General features: G+C 38.4%; 6 protein-coding genes and 1 pseudogene. 4 read left to right on the top strand and 3 right to left on the bottom strand.

What is annotated here, in order from left to right; genetic code table 11:
- The first annotated feature begins 723 nt into the window (after window positions 1–723).
- The 3 genes from ACFFRD_RS03865 (at window position 724) to ACFFRD_RS03855 (ending at window position 7,143) form a co-directional block, all read left to right on the top strand.
- A complete protein-coding gene (locus ACFFRD_RS03865) occupies window positions 724–2,013 on the top strand; it encodes a glycosyltransferase (protein ID WP_392476412.1) in 1,290 nt (429 codons plus the stop codon).
- A 62-nt stretch (window positions 2,014–2,075) separates the two neighbouring features.
- Window positions 2,076–4,634, top strand: a complete 2,559-nt coding sequence (locus ACFFRD_RS03860) for a filamentous hemagglutinin N-terminal domain-containing protein (RefSeq protein ID WP_392476410.1) — start codon at window positions 2,076–2,078, stop codon at window positions 4,632–4,634.
- A gap of 4 nt (window positions 4,635–4,638) precedes the next feature.
- On the top strand, window positions 4,639–7,143 hold the full coding sequence (locus ACFFRD_RS03855) for a CHAT domain-containing protein (RefSeq protein WP_392476409.1): 2,505 nt from the start codon (window positions 4,639–4,641) through the stop codon (window positions 7,141–7,143).
- On the opposite strand, the gene ACFFRD_RS03850 is transcribed toward ACFFRD_RS03855, so the two are convergent.
- The 3 genes from ACFFRD_RS03850 to ACFFRD_RS03840 form a co-directional block, all read right to left on the bottom strand.
- Window positions 7,101–7,979, bottom strand: a complete 879-nt coding sequence (locus ACFFRD_RS03850; RefSeq protein WP_392476407.1) for a tetratricopeptide repeat protein — start codon at window positions 7,977–7,979, stop codon at window positions 7,101–7,103. The genes ACFFRD_RS03855 and ACFFRD_RS03850 overlap by 43 nt on opposite strands.
- Window positions 7,980–8,177: 198 nt before the next feature.
- Window positions 8,178–10,031, bottom strand: a complete 1,854-nt coding sequence (locus ACFFRD_RS03845) for a tetratricopeptide repeat protein (RefSeq protein ID WP_392476406.1) — start codon at window positions 10,029–10,031, stop codon at window positions 8,178–8,180.
- Window positions 10,028–11,467, bottom strand: coding sequence for an NB-ARC domain-containing protein (locus ACFFRD_RS03840; protein WP_392476405.1), 1,440 nt, complete (start codon window positions 11,465–11,467; stop codon window positions 10,028–10,030). The genes ACFFRD_RS03845 and ACFFRD_RS03840 overlap by 4 nt, the downstream gene beginning before the upstream one ends.
- A 1,186-nt stretch (window positions 11,468–12,653) precedes the next feature.
- Here ACFFRD_RS03840 and ACFFRD_RS03835 point away from each other — a divergent pair.
- Window positions 12,654–16,246, top strand: a pseudogene (locus ACFFRD_RS03835) (plasmid replication protein, CyRepA1 family).
- Window positions 16,247–16,339: the final 93 nt, after the last annotated feature.

The following is a 16,339-nucleotide window of genomic DNA, read 5'->3' as shown; positions in this document are numbered from 1 at the left end:
TCTCGGTCTTTTTTCACAGATGCTCTACAGCTTAAGTTCAATATTATAATCCCGATCTTCACTGGCATAGACTTTCCTCTTGTGAGAGTTTTTTATTATAAAAGGAATCAATTTTTAGATTGGTCAAACATGAAGAATACATCAGCAATGCAAATATTGCTTTGCTGCAATGCAATATTTTTGTTGGTTTTGGCTTTATTGATCATAAAGTGAGTGCTACAGCAACCCAAACTGGTAACTCTCTATTGATCCTCTTGAAGATTTTTTAGCAGCTATTGACTCAATCAAAAGAACATGATAAAAGATTGAATTTACTTTTTGTGCAGTTCAATGCTTTTTAATATTTTATCTATCTAAGGGGATAAAAGGAATTATCAATATTTATAACTTTAGCCATAATTAAAATTAAATAAATCCGAATAGTTCCGATTCATGATATTGATTAATAATGTCTGGCTTGATTTTTTATGAAAATATATAGTATTGCAATTTTTGGTACTGATCCCATTTAAGTTAGCGACTATTAGCTAACTTTTCGTAGTGATTCTTAATTTAAAAATATTAACTGTCGATTAGACAAATCATTTTTCTTTTTACGAACCCTCTTCTACTCTAGACTAAAAGTTGAGTGGGCTTGGCTTTTATATAACTTTGAGTTTATTAATTAATAGATTTAAAATAAGGACTCTTTGATAGTTATAATTTCAGACAGGAGTTTCATGCATGACTCACTTTGGTATCCTTTGCCCTGCAACAGATGGGCACTTAAACCCGATGATTGCTTTAGGACGTGAATTACAAAGACGTGGAAATTGTGTGACGCTCTTGGCAGTAGCTGATGTTGAATCCAAAATATTAGCGGCAGGATTAGACTATTGTTATATTACAAAATCTAGATCCCCTCAAGACGCAAACATACATTCTTTGGCAGAGTTAGGTGAACTGAGCGGGTTTACAGCTTTTAAATATATTCTCAACCTGATGAAAGAGGAGGTGCATCTACTACTTAGTGAAGCACCACAAGCTCTTAAAAATGCTGGTGTAGAAGCATTGTTAGTAGACCAAACTACAATAGGAGGTGAGACTATTGCAGAATATCTACAAATTCCTTTTGTTACTGTTTGCAATGCTTTACCAGTTAATCAAGAAGACACAATTCCCCCTTTTTTCACACCCTGGAGTTATAACACAGCATGGTGGGCGTGTTTACGTAATAAAGCAGCTTACTTGTTAATGAAGCGTCTTACACAACCAATTACACAAGTTTTAGACGAATATCGCCGATCATGGGATCTACCCCTCTACCGTGACACCCCTCAAAAGGATAGCTTTTCACGACTCGCTCAACTAAGCCAATTACCTGTTGAGTTTGAATTTCCAAGAAAGGATTTACCTAAATGCTTTCATTTCACTGGCCCCTATCAAGACATATCAGGGCGAGAACCTATACCTTTTCCTTATGAAAAGTTAACAGAGCAACCGTTAATCTATGCGTCACTTGGAACTTTGCAGAATCGCCAGCATTATATTTTTCGTTGTATTGCAGAAGCTTGCGCTGATTTAGACGTTCAGCTAGTAATTTCCCTTGGTGGTTCCAATTGCTCTGAATTGCTACAAAAAATGCCTGGCTCTTTGCTAGTTGTTAATTACGCACCACAACTGGAATTGCTAAAAAAAGCAACCATTACAATTACTCATGCAGGTTTGAATACAGTTTTAGAATCTTTAAGTAACAGCGTTCCAATGCTGGCTATTCCAATTGCTAATGATCAGCTAGGAATAGCAGCACGTTTGGTATGGACAGGCGTTGGAGAAGTAGTACAACTATCTCAATTAAGTATTCCCCGGCTACGAAGTACCATTCAAAAATTAATGACAGAGGATGTTTACAAAAAAAATGCTTCTAAATTACAAATAGCTATTAATCGTGCTGGGGGAGTTATTCGTGCAGCCGATATTGTAGAGCAGGCCGTAAATATGAGAAAGCCTGTCCTCTCTGTAACCAAAGAATAAGCGATTGAATGGCATACCCAATCAAATATAGACGTTGCATATTGCAGTATGAATTGAAATTTTTGGCTGAAGACAAAATTAAATATATTATTCCCACCTTTATCTCTATACATGAAACAAAAACCATTCCATTGGTTAGCAACAGTTTAATGAAGATAAAAATGCAGAAAATAAAATTATATCTCTTTGTGAATATTACTTTACACTGTTTATTGTCTACACAGGCTATTGCGGAAATTGTTCCTGATACTTCGTTGCCCTCCAACTCCCAAGTAATAAATCAGGATAATATTCATACTATTAATGGAGGTACGAGAACGGGTAATAATCTGTTTCACAGTTTTGAAAAATTTTCTGTTACAACTGGAGATACTGCTTATTTCAATAATGCAACTGACATTCAGCATATCTTTAGCCGGGTAACAGGTTCATCCATATCAAATATTGACGGTATACTTAAAGCTAACGGTACTGCTGACCTGTTTTTGATCAATCCGAATGGAATTATTTTTGGGACTAATGCCTCGCTAAATGTTGGGGGTTCATTTATTGGCAGCACGGCAGATAGTATTACCTTTGCTGATAAATTTAAGTTCAGTGCCACAAACGCTCAAATTACACCAATACTGACTATTAGCCTTCCAATTGGTTTACAACTTGGTAAATCTCCAGGCTCAATTATTGTGCAAGGCACAGGACATAATTTTAATAACACCTTGTTGTCTCCAGTTTTAGAATCTAGTTCTAATTCTAATGGTTTACGTGTGTTTCAAGGAAAAACCCTAGCTTTAATAGGAAGCAATGTTAACCTATCGGGTGGTATTTTAACGGCTCCTGGAGGAAACATTGAACTAGGTAGTGTCGAAACTGGTGAAGTTAACCTTAATTCTACTTCCACTGGCTGGATATTTGATTATAAGAATGTACAAAACTTTCTGAATATTACATTCTCTCAACAAGCCTTAATAGATGCAAGCGGGACTAATGGCGGTTCATCAATACATCTGGTAGGCAAGCAGATTTCATTAACTGACGGTTCAGTGGCATTGATTCAAAATCAAGGAAGTGAAACAGGAGCAACGATAAATGTAAATGCCTTTGACTCTTTAGAATTAAGTGGGGTTTCTTCTGATAAAAAAAGCATTAGTGGACTTTTTAATGAAACAGTAGCAGGAAATGCAGGTAATGTTGAAGTTACAGCAAAAAATTTAGTTATTCAAGATGGAGCGGCTATAAGTGTTAAAACTTTCACCCAAGCAAATGGTGGCAATATAATTTTAAATATTTCTGAATCGGCAAAAATAGTAGGATTTTCTTCTATTGATCCTACTATTACTAGTGGCATTGGTAATTATACTTTTTCTTCTGGTAAAGGCGGAGAAATAATAATTAATGCAGGACAACTCACAAGTTCCAGTGGAGGAACAATAATATCTGGAACATTTGGAGCAGGCAAAGGAGGAAATTTAACTATTAATGCCGACCAGAGTGTTCAACTAAGTGGGTTTAATCCTTTTGTCCCTCTTGCATCAACCCAGTTAGCCGTTGGAGCTTTCAGTACTGGAAACGCTGGCACTTTAACAGTTAATACAACAAAAGTTCTTTTACAAAATGGCAGTAATATTAATTCTTATACTTTAGGAAAAGGCAATGCAGGGAGCGTTATAGTGAATGCTTCCAACTCTATAGATATAACACGAGAAAATTCTAATGGATTACTTTATAATCAACCTTTTGGTATATCATCAACAGCAGCCTTTACTTCAAATGAAATACAGCAATTACTAGGATTACCAACAGTTACTGATGGAGATGCTGGTGATATAATAATCAATACTAATCGTTTAAGTCTTAAAGAGAATACACTAATTAATGTAAGTAGCTTTGGAACTAGCAATGCAGGAAATTTAATCATTAGTGCCAACAACATTAACTTAGACAATTCCAATATTGCAGCAGCAAGTATATTAGGACAGGGCGGCAACATATTTTTATCCTCCTCGCTATTGCAGCTACGTTCTAGTAAAATTTCTACAACTGCTGGTATACAAGGCGGTTCTAGCAACGGCGGCAACATTCGTATTGACACGGACATATTGGCAGCCACGGACAACAGCGCCATCACAGCGAACGCATACCAGGGACGCGGGGGCAACATTCGTATCGATGCCAAAGGATCTTTTACTTCCCCCGACACCCAAATCACCGCCAGTTCCAAGCTTGGAATTGACGGTACAGTACAGATTAACTTTCAAAACGGAAATCTCAATCAAACTAAAGCACAACCAGAATATCTCGCGCAACAGCCGCAAATTGTGTCAGTATGTCAGGGGCATTCTGGCAACGGGGTAAGTACATTTGTGAATAGTGGTACTGGAGGAGGGGATTCTAAGGAGCAATTCTATAGCAGTGGTGGTTGGCAGGAAAATTCTATTCCTATGTCTGCTGATAATTTAGACCAAACAAACTCATTAGTAAATAAAGAACCGACAAGCATTGTAGAGGCCCAAGGCTGGATAAAAAATGCTAACGGTGAAGTAGTCTTGACCGCACAAGCTAATCCAACCACTGCGAATAACTCTTTGTCTACTCCTTCGTGTTCTGCAACCGTACAAAAGTAAAAAGATGATTAAATATCGATGTTGGTCTAAGTACTCAGTTCTAGGCATCAGTATCGCTTTAGTGATGAGTGTGAGTGCTACAACTGTTGGAGGAAGCGAAGAAACGCAACATCGCAAAGCACAACAACTAACTCAAAAAGGACACGAGTTACTCAATCAAGGGCAAGCAGATGAAGCTTACGATACATGGAAGGAAGCTGCAAAAATTTATGGTCAACTTCATTTAACTGAAGGTGTTATCGGCAACTTGACCAATCAAAATCTAGCGTTACAAGCTTTGGGTTTATACCCCCGTGCCTGCAAGACAGTCTTGGAAGCTTTGAAAATGGATAAGTGGATTTGTGATTCCCAGTCAAATCAATCAGATGAATTAACGGCACAAAAACTTCAAGCATCGATTCAAAAAGTAGAACCAACTCCAGTTAACTTACTCGCATTGCATAATTTAGGAGATGCTTTACGTCTTATAGGGAAGCTCAATGAATCTGTTATGGTTTTGCAGTCAACATTATCGCTTACTCAACAGGCAACATTAACAAACGATACCAGTGGAATCAAGCTTTCGTTAGCTGCCAGTGAGCATTATATTTACCAACAAGTACGAAATAGGTATACCTGGATTGAAGAACCAGTCTTCAAGAAAGAAGCTGTTAACTTCATTCAAACACAGGCGCTCAAAGCACTGAATGATTACCAATCATTGATTGATACTTCAAGCGCACCAATACCAATCAAACTTCAGGCACAACTACACCGCTTGAGCTTACTATTGGACTTTGAAAAATGGTTAACAGAGGAGTCTAACTTAGGCAATACACAGTTAACCGCCATTAAAACTCGAATCAATCAACAGATTCGACCTTCTGTAGAGGCAATACTAAAAAATTCTTTTGTATTCTCTGAATTACCCCCTAACCAATCTGTCTATATCCGTATTCACTTTGCCAAAAGTCTCAACGAAATTCCAGACGAGCAATTACATTCAGTAGCGCTTGAATACGCACAATTAGCTTTGGAAACAGCAAAGGCTACTAACGAACAGAGGCTCATGTCGAATGCTTACGGAACACTGGGCAAATTAGAAAAACAACAAGAGCGATCGCTACGTTATCTTGAAGAGGCGATGGGTTTGGCTCAATCAATTCATGCATGGGATATTGCGTATGAGTGGCAGCACGAATTGGGTCGGAGGTACTACAAACAGGGGAAATATCAACAAGCGCAACAAGCTTATGCTGCGGCGATTAATAACTTGACACAAATTCGAGCTAATCTTTTAGCAGGTAACGTGAATTTACAGTTTTCATTTTATGAGAAAGTAGAACCTGTTTATCGTGAATATATACGATTGCTGTTATCATCACCTAACCCAAATCTAGACTTAGTAATTCAGACTAATGAACGATTGCAAATAGCTCAGTTAGAAAATTTTCTCAAATGTGGCAAACTTGATCTTGTGCCTTTGAGCAGCCTTCAGAAGCTACCTAACACCGCCGCAATAATTCACATTATTGATTTAGGCGACACAATAGAAGTAATCGTCCAATCCACTGACCGCTCCCTTCACTACAACTCTGTTGATGCTAAATTAATTAGAGAACAGGTTAATAATTTGCTAGAAATATTGCAATCTCCTAAACTATTTTCTAAAAATAAGTCATCAATTATATCCTATTATCAAAAGTTATATGATTTACTGATTGCACCTATTAAGACACATCTACCCTCATCAGGAACACTAGTATTTGCTTTAGATGTATCTTTTCAAAGTCTGCCGATGGGTTTGCTTTATAATGGGAATAACTATTTGATAAACCAATACAGTGTTGCAGAAACTTTAGGTTCTAAAATTCAACCACCATTATCTTTATCTAAAAATGAATTTACCGCTTTAATCGCTGGACTCAGTAAAGAAAGTCCCAGTTTCAACGACCGAAATGCTCCAAGAGGTTTGAAACCGCTACCAGGAGTAGTGACAGAAGTCAAAGATGTCAAAAAACAAACTACTTCCTCAAGAGTGCTACTAGACGAAAGTTTTACTAGTTTACAGTTTCAGGAACAACTGAGCAAAAATAATTTCCCAATTGTTCATATCAGCACTCATGGACAGTTTAGTTCTAACTCCGAGCAAACTGTATTATTAGCATACGACAAAGTAATTAACATTTTGGAATTTAATAGTTTGCTCAAGGGTAAAACTCAAAGCGATGCCAATCCTATTGAATTATTAGTTTTAAGCGCCTGTCAGACAGCCAAAGGTAATAAGCGCTCAACCTTGGGAATCGCTGGAGTGGCCGCACAAGCAGGCGCACAGAGTGTAATCGCTAGCTTATGGTTAGCAGATGAAAACTCTACCGCTTTGCTCATGCAAGAATTTTATAAAGGTTTGAAAAATGGTTTGACTAAAGCAGAGGCACTACGTCAAGCACAGTTAAGTTTGTCATCTAATCCTCAATACTCCCATCCCTATTTTTGGGCTGGCTTCGTGCTAGTTGGTGGATGGTTGTAAAAATCTATTATTTTGAGTCCTTCTTCTACACGAGCTAGTTCTTCTAAGTTATTAGTACTTTTTGCTAGTTGGGCTGCTTTTTTGTACTCACGAAGAGCTTCATTTGGTAGCCATGCTTCTAGATATCTATCTGCTAGTACTCGGTAAATAGCAGGGTTTTGACTTCCCTCTGTTGCTCTTGCTTTCAATGTCTCAATTGTTTCATTTAAAAGGCTTCTAGACATATATACAGCATCCTTATCCCAAATTGCAGCTTCATCTGGAGGCAACTCTAATTCATTAACCTGCTTTAACTGTTGTACAATCCTGTTTTGCTCGTCTTGAGGTAAGACACTAACTACTAACGGTTCGGAAGAACTAATAGGAGTATCGCCAGAGTTTGCAAGAACAGTAAACTTGTAAGTATTACCAAACTGCAACTGCTTTTGTTCTTGTGGGTATGGCAAGCTAGTAATTGCTTTATCTACTGTCTTCTCCCAATAAAACTCATAACCCTTAACAATCACTGTATAACTAGTAGCACCTGAAACACCATACCAAGAAATTACAGGTCTGGTACTCAACATTGAACTGCCATAGGGACTAATTAGCGTTGGTACTTCTTTATCCTCATCAGGGCCTTTTGAGATATAACACCTACTCGGATTAATTCCTGTGCATAGCTCTACAATATTTTGTGGTATTGCACATATCGAGTCATCAAAAATAGTTTTCTGCTTAAAATTCAAAAATTCTCCATTCAAGTAACACAAAGCTTTTACCGTGCCTCCATTGGCTGGGTTAATGGCATCCCCTGGGCAAAGTTGGGTTCCTGCTTTCAAGTAGCGATCTCCCATATAGACTCGACCAATCTTTTTGTTGCATAAACTTTTTACTGTTCTAGGGGACTGGCCTAATACAGTGTTAGAGTTTGAAAAAAGTACAGTTGATGTTACCAGTGCAAATCCAGCTTGAAAAACTTTTCTTATGGTAAACATAAATAACATGTGCATTAAATTTATCTATGGCTAATAATTAATATTAAAATATATCGTTTAACTAGGAGACTTGAAATTATTAATAAATTTATCCACTAACTGCTGTCTCCAAATATATACTTCTGGTATATTAGATTTAGCAATCATACAAACTTCCCACCAAAGTTTAGTTTCCTCAATTTTATCTAATGCATCTTGCGCTTGAGATAGCAGGCAAACAGCATCTATCCTTTCATTATCCAAATCAATCGCTTTTTCTAGATATTTCTCTGCCTCACTATAGTTTTTTTGCATCAATCTTGCCCATCCTAAGTTTTTATATAGGGTAGCTTGCGTTTTGGGTTCTTTGGTTTTGCTTAACCCCTCTAGCGCCAGTTTAGCAGCTTGCTCGTAGTCCTTTTCTAGATTTTTTAACCGAGATAAATTATTAATTGCAACTACTGCATTTTTGTTAAGTTTAATAGCTATTTCATATTGCTTTTGGGCTAATTCTTCTTTCCCTTCATCATCATAGAAGCTCCCTAATCTATAATATCCTTCCCAATCTGCTTTGAATTCTAATATCTTTTGATAGCTGTTAATTGCACAATTCACTTCTCTCATCTGGCGACAAACTATAGCTAAACTATTATAAGCATCTACGTCGCGCTCGTTATATTTTATTGCTAATTCATAATATTTTTTAGCCAATTGCAAGTTATTAATATGGCGAGAAGCTTGTTCTAAGTAAAATTTTGATATAGAAAATCTTGCTGGAGGATAAATCATCCTAGCAAAAGTAAAAATATTTTGCGCTCTTTGGAAATCATTCGCTATTTCTAACTTCTCTCCTTCAGATACAAAAGCATTAGCTATCCCTGGTAAAATAATTTTAAAAAATATCAGAAATCCTAAACTTAAAGAAACAACTATTCCACTAATTCTAAATGTTTTAGACGTAGTTATTTTCTGAATTTTACTTTGTAGAGGGAGTCTTTGTAACCTCTGCAAAATTATTTGAGTATTTTGTGGACGTTGCCCTGGAAAAGGAGCCATTAAATCATCTATCAAATCAGCAATATTTTTATCTATATGCTGTGCTTTATCTCTCCAAAGTAATTTTCCTGTTTCATCGTCGCTCTTAATCTTAACCAGAGAAATTCCAGTTACTGAATATACTAAAGTCCTACCGAGTGCATAAAAATCTGATTGTGGTACAGCTTGCCCATTAATTTGCTCCAAAGGAGAGTAACATGCTGTCCGAACAGTGGTTACTTCATAACCGAGACTAGTACCCGTGCTAGTTCCTCCACTAGTACTAACTTTTGCTAAATATGTTTTTGTAATTTCCCTCGCACCTCCAAAATCAACAAGTGCTAGTTCTCCATTCGGTTGAAAAATAATATTTTCTGGTTTTATATCTCTATGGAAAAAACCAGAACGATGAACTAGGTCAAGAATCTCAATTAATTGAAATAACCAATTGTATGCTAGTTTTTCCGTAATTTTTCCATGAGATTCTATCCACTGCTTTAAATTCTCTCCTTCAAACTTTTGCATTACTATACAAGGCAGCTTGAGCAGATCATCATTTAATGTAAAAGTAAAGTAATCTTCTCTATGAGACTTAGGAATTCCAGGATGCTTAAGGCTTTGTAATATTAGAGCTTCCCTATGAAATAACTCTGCGTATTTAGTATCATCATTCCAATACAATACTTTCAGTATCCTTGTTTGAGATTCTGACGAATGTATTCCAATATCTTCTACCTCAAATACATCCGTATAATTGAATTTGTTATGTATAAATGTTAACGGACGTACTAAACGAATACGCCCATTGATTAGTAAGGGATTACCACAAGATAAACAAATTTCTTGCTCGTCAGGATTGTGGCGTTCCTTACAAAAAGGGTTTATACAGTAACTCACAAAATATTAACCGTTTGTGTAGATTTTTTGAGTTTATTGGACTTTTCATCAATTAGCCCAAGCGGATCAATTAAAATGTATTTTTTAATGACTGGTTGTAAAGTATATCTAGTTTCTTTTTTGTCTGGATCATTGCTCCTTTCAACTAATGAGCGTTGTTCTAATATATCTATATCTGCCATAATTTCAAAAATAGATAAATGTAAACCTAATTGATCTTTTAGATCATCAATCAGTTTAGTGAAAGGTATAGGATTTGAATTTTTTTCTAATTCCTTTGCTAAATAAATTAATATTGCTTTTTGAAGATTATTCAAGAAACCATTTGGCTCAAATTGCTTGTGTAGCATTGCTTGAAATCGAGAGCTAATTACAGTAGTTCTATATTCAAAAAAACTTTCGATGTTTCCTCCAAAGAAACGATGAATTTTCTCTGCAACTGCCTCTAGCTCTGATGGATTACCTCTATATATTTCAATTAGTTTTTTGCATTCATCTCCAGATAATCCTTTTTCATATAGCATCTGCATGGCTGCAATGGGATCTAAACCTTCCAACTTCCAATATAAAAAAGGTAAATTAGCTGTTACATGCGTAAACTCTTTTAAAGGTATTTGGCTTATAACAATTGTGCAGCTATATTTTTGTTCCTTTGCTAATTCAGTAAAAAACTTTTCATACCCCATCCTTTTTTTAAAACTTTCTGATGAAGCTAATTTCTCAAAACTATCTATTACTAATAAACAACGATGCAAGGATAGATGGTTTGATATTAAAGAAATTTTATAATCTAAACTCTTATTAGTACCTTTTTCTATATTTAAAACCTCAATTAATTCATTAACTAATTGCTCTATAGAAGAACAATTATCAGCTTCTTTCCAAACAACATAATCGTATAAGCTTGGGTTCTCAAAAATTATTTCTTCTACTAACTTGGCTGCAAAATAAGTTTTACCAATTCCACCAACTCCTATTAAAGTTATACAACGCTGATTAAAAAGTCTAATTTGTTTTTTTAGACAGTTTAGGTCTTCTTCTCTACCACAAAAAGATTTTAATTTAGGAAAATCTCCATAAAATTTAGTTTTGCCTACTAAAGAATCGCTATTCAGTTTAGATGCTTCAAGTTGGACATAATGTTTTTTGATTTGTTTAAGTAAAATCTCTTTGAAGTGTGTTTTTTTTACCTTCACTCCACCGAAGGCTTCTGACAGCATTAACCATAATCGGGGGCCTACCTTTTGTTGCAAGTAATACGTATTGTATTCAGATTCACGCGCTATGTCAGTATAGTCTTTACCACCCCATGACCCTTTGATTATAAGCTTTTCGGCTCCTGACAGACGAGTTCCAGTATGCTGAAGCACTTGCTCTTCCACAAATTTTAGTACTTCTTCTATGTCTATTGTGTCTAAATTATTACTAGCAACCATATTAGCTTGTATTGCAGGTACACTATAGTCAATAGTTTATATTCATTTTTACTTAAATAAAATATCTACATTTTAATAATTCTTAATTAGATATCCTATTTCCAAATTGTCTGTTTAAGCTATAAGATTATAATGCTAAATTATACAGGTAGCAAAAGCACATCTTCAGTGTCTTCTCCCAGTTACAGTCAAACTAAGTTTATTGACAGACTTGACTGCATAGCCAATCAGTAGTTAATTCAGTAACTATCTACCCTTACTAATTAGCTTAGTTAGTAAGTTTACAGTTGCATTAGATTCAGTTATATCTCTGAGTGTTAAAGCCTAAGTCTGACATGAATACAGGTATAGCCGCTTAAGTCAAAGCCCCTTTTGCAACTGAACAATGTCGCACGCTATATGAGGATCTTACAAATTCTCAGACTATCTCTTAATCAGTTCTTAACGGAGGTGGCAAGATTTAAAGTAAAAAATCAGGATAATGTTAGATTCCAGACGGACATAACTTCTGTACAATCAAGCTAGTTAAAAGGAGGCATAGAGGTGAAGATTTTACAAAAATACGCACATTTAACGCAAAAAGCGCCACTAAGGAGCGGCGCTTCGTGCGTTCTATAAAACCCATAGTTATCAAGAGCGGGGTTGATCTCGAAGGAACAAAATAAGTTGTCGTTGAAGTTTGGCGACCGAGACGACTACTAAATTTGTCCGAGAGTATAATCCGCGCTGCCAGATCCATTATAGGGTCTACCGCTTGGAAAGTCCATTCCTTGCGGTGAGTTTTGGCTGTCGAAATTCATAAGTTTTTGTAAAGTTAAGTTCGATGAAGAAAAATTGCGAATTTTATAGCTAAAAAAAGATGTAGCAGCGCGAATAACAGTTACCAATTACCAGTTATCAGTTGAAATTTACAATCCTTGATAATTTACAATCCTTGATAACTGTTAACTATTGACTGATAACTGATGCAACCCCCTCTGAACTTGTCAACCAAGTAATCAGGGGAAAATATCGTGATAAACAGAGAACACCCTAAGGGCGCAGTAGTAGAGCGCATGGGGTCGAGTGCAGCTTTCGCATGGCAATTTTGTGCTGTGACGAAGGGAAATTTTCGGAATATCCAGGCTAGAGCAAGAGTTTCGCAGCTTGAAAGAGTTCTCTCTAAGGAATTCCGAGGGGAGAACCGATGAATTCAGCGACAACTGAATATCCAAACAATCTCACGGCAGAGGAATACCATGAGTTGTTAGCTGGTAGCGCCATTCATCCGGCGTTAATTAAGCGCAACTTTTTCCATGTAGAAGGAGAATCAGTTTATGATTTCCTGTTCATATCTGATAAAATTCCACGTAAGAATGCGGGTCGGGTAACAGATGGATACTTAAAGCTGTATCAGCACCTATTACTAGGTGGGACGTGGATTCAGTCACTTGACCCCTTTAAAAACTGGCAACCGATGGAGTGGGGGCGGATTAAGCCGAACTTCCCCCGTATTGATTGGCAAAAAGGGAAACCCGTCAAATACGAGTCGCCACCCAAAACTCCCAACCGTGTTACCTACTTTGATGTGGCTAACCCTATCTGGGACAGAGTTGCAAAGCGTTATTTAATTAAGCGCTATCATTCGCTTTTAGCATTGCGCTTGCTGGATCAACTCAATCCACTAATATTTTGGGAGTGGGTGAAACAGCATCCAGAGATTCCGATAATATTATGCGAAGGGGAGAAGAAAGCAGCTTGCTTGCTTAGTTTAGGGTTTGTAGCGATCGCACTTCCGGGAATTTGGAACGGGCGGGTCGGAAGACGGGATTTTGATGAACGGTTGCATCCTGACTTAGTACCAATGGCTCAGGCGGGGCGCAAGTTCATTATTTTATTCGACTACGAAACTTCTTCTAAAACCAGGTGGTCGGTGTTTCAAGCCACTGTTCGCACTGCAAAAGCAATCGAATCGGCTGGTTGTGAATGTGAAGTTGCATTACTGCCGGGGCCAGAGAAAGGCGTTGATGATTTTGTAATTGGTCGCGGTGAAGATGCTGATGTCTTACTAACTGCGATCATAGACGATGCCAAATCACTTGCCGATTACCAGCGCTCGTATCGGGCTAAAAAATGGGGACTAAGTAAATATAAACCAGATGTCACAGTCAATATTAAATATTTGACCCAAGCACTCTGCATTCCGGATCTGGAGGAAAAATGTTCATCTGTCCCGCCACTTTATGATATCGCAGAAGAAAAATTGTTTACCCCAAGTGTTAGCTCTACAAGCTGTAAAGAGGGAGAAGGAAAACAAGAGTTAATAATTTCTGACTGCCCTGACCACAAACCCAGTACCCAAAATCCCAAAAAGTCTTTCCGTTTTCCAGAAAAAGGACTAGTAGTCTTGTGGAGCGACATGGGCACTGGTAAAACTGAACTTATGCGCTGGTGGCGTGACCAAAACCCCGACGCGCGGTTCCTCAACAATGGACATCGGGTTAACTTGTTGAAAAATCTTGCCGAACGCTTGCAGACAGCCATGTACTCCGACTTGGGTTACACAGGTTTAGCTCAGGCTCAAGCCCTTAGTATTACTATTGACAGCTTGCATAAGCTGAATACTCAGTCTCTCACTTACGGCTGCATATTTATAGATGAAGCCTGCCAATACCTTACCCACCTACTGCACAGTAATACTTGCAAACAACATCGCGCCGCCATCTTGGAGGTACTGGAATATATAGTATACAACGCGCCGTTAGTGGTGATTGCCGATGCACACATGGATGATTTAACGGTAAACTTCTTTCTTGCAATGCGACCCAAAGGTGAAGTACCTTACATCATTAAAAACGAATGGCGAAACGGTTCACGCACAATTTATTGGTACGAGGGGGATAATTCTAGCGCTCTAGTCGCCCAAATCTCGGCAGCGCTAATGCTTGGTGAGAAAGTCATGGTTGCAAGTGACAGTAAGCGTTTTATCAAAAAACTCGACAAATCCTTTACTATCAAGTACGAAGAATCTAGTAGTTCGCCAAGTGAACTTGGCGGGGTGCATGTTAAAGGGGATACTTCGACTGCGCTCAGTAACCGGGAAAAGGAAGAATTAACAGATTCCTCCTCCGCCCTTTCCCCTTTCCCCTTACCCCTTGCCCAGCCCGTAGGACTTCATACCGCATTTGGTCGGTTCATTCAGATAATTCTGGCAGTGATGAGAATGTCGCTTTCATCAAAGATATCACCAACGCCGTCAAAAACTTTGATGCCTTGTTCACTTCCCCTAGCCTGGGGACTGGTGTCGATATTTCTGAGTATCATTTTGACTTAGTGTTTGGCGTGTTTCACGGCGTAAGCCAAACCGCTACTGAGTGTGCCCAACAACTGTACCGGTATCGCCCGAAAGTTCCGTTTCATATTTGGGTGGCCCCGCGTCCTCCGTTTGGTTACAAGGATACCAATGCTACCAAGATTAAAGAGCGCTTGCTCCAAACCAATGAAATGACCGCTTTTCTGTTGCGGATTGACCGTCAAACAGGCAAGCGGGGCGCAGAGAAAGATTGGGCGCTTGAGGCTTACTGCCAAATTATGGCTAACCGCCACTATTCTCTCAATAATCTGCGTGATGATTTGCGATCGCTCCTCACCGAAATGGGCAATACATTTATATATGTGGGCAGTGATTCAGATCCTCAGTCTCTCGAAAATCTTAAAGCAGCAGCACAAGCTTTGGATCGTGCCCACAATTCGGCTGTTGCCAAGGCTAAGAATATTACTTTGAGTGAGTACCGCGCCCGTCAGAGCAAAGATTACCTTGACCCTAATGAAATTTTTGAATGTGAAAAGTTTCGCATTTCTGATTCTTACGGCATCGAAGTAACCGAATCACTCGTAGAAATGGATAAAGGTGGTCGCTTAATTAGAGCGATCGCTGGACTTGAGGCAATTTTAGCCCCACCCGAAGAATCGTTTACTGACCCCAAAACCGGGCAAAGTTATCCTACACCACCAACAATTGTCACCCAAAAAGACCGCACCGAACGCGACAATCTACCTTTGTGCATCGACTGGGGCAATTACTCGGCACGCTGGCTTGCTAGATTTAACCTGGGACTGCATCAAATTCTCACTTCTTTAATGAAGGGTGATGAAGTTACCGCCGATGACCCCACTTTGCTCAAGATGACGGAGATCGCTATACATTGTGCTGCTCACGTCAAAGCAATTCTTGGGTTTACTATTCCCCTAGACTGTAAACCTATTTGGTTGCTAGGCACTCTTATAGAGCAGCTGGGGCTAAAGCTGACTTTCCGTAAGCAAGGTAAACGCGGTCAACAGGTGAAACTTTTTTCTTTATCTAAAGAGGAATTAGAATTTGCAATGCATGTAATTGCTCATCGCGTGGAAAAGCGTAATCAAAAAGAAAATCGAACCTATTATGCTCCCCAAACCCCTGCTGCGTATAGCGTAAACCCCAATCAGCAGCCCGTATCTACCCCCCCCCTTGATGCTAGAGGGAACTCCCATTGCCAAGGGGAGGATACTACCGAATTTGAGTCGCCTCCGACCGATCGCATTACTCTACTTCATTGTGTGGAAATGCTACGCTCTGGTATCAAGCAGGGGGTGGACGCGATTAAGGGCATCCTTAAGCGATGGGTTGAGGATTTGCGCTGGGAGACGGTACTGGAACTTGAAGCGATCGCGGCAAATGAACTGCGACTTGTGGAATCTCAAGTTCCTGAATTTTATGAATGGCTCTTGGAAGAAGTGTTGCCTATGGAGGGGGCTGGCTAGAAAAAAATCCCTTTGGCATTTGAAAGCTGTTTTTTGTTTCGTTTCCGGTAGCAATTGATGCCACTGGTTCCAATTTGGGCTGCACCTTCACAA

The sequence above is a fragment of the Nostoc sp. C110 genome (assembly GCF_043099725.1).
In the GTDB taxonomy this organism is placed as follows: domain Bacteria; phylum Cyanobacteriota; class Cyanobacteriia; order Cyanobacteriales; family Nostocaceae; genus Nostoc; species Nostoc muscorum_A.
The sequence above is the reverse complement of the archived record's forward strand: the minus strand, read 5'-3'. Positions and strand labels throughout refer to the sequence as shown.

Bases quoted from the DNA above. Each gene is read 5' to 3' on its own strand.
- ACFFRD_RS03865 (WP_392476412.1), top strand. From the start codon at position 724: ATGACTCACTTTGGTATCCTTTGCCCTGCAACAGATGGGCACTTAAAC.
- ACFFRD_RS03855 (WP_392476409.1), top strand. From the start codon at position 4,639: ATGATTAAATATCGATGTTGGTCTAAGTACTCAGTTCTAGGCATCAGT.
- ACFFRD_RS03850 (WP_392476407.1), bottom strand. From the start codon at position 7,979: ATGGGAGATCGCTACTTGAAAGCAGGAACCCAACTTTGCCCAGGGGAT.
- ACFFRD_RS03840 (WP_392476405.1), bottom strand. From the start codon at position 11,467: ATGGTTGCTAGTAATAATTTAGACACAATAGACATAGAAGAAGTACTA.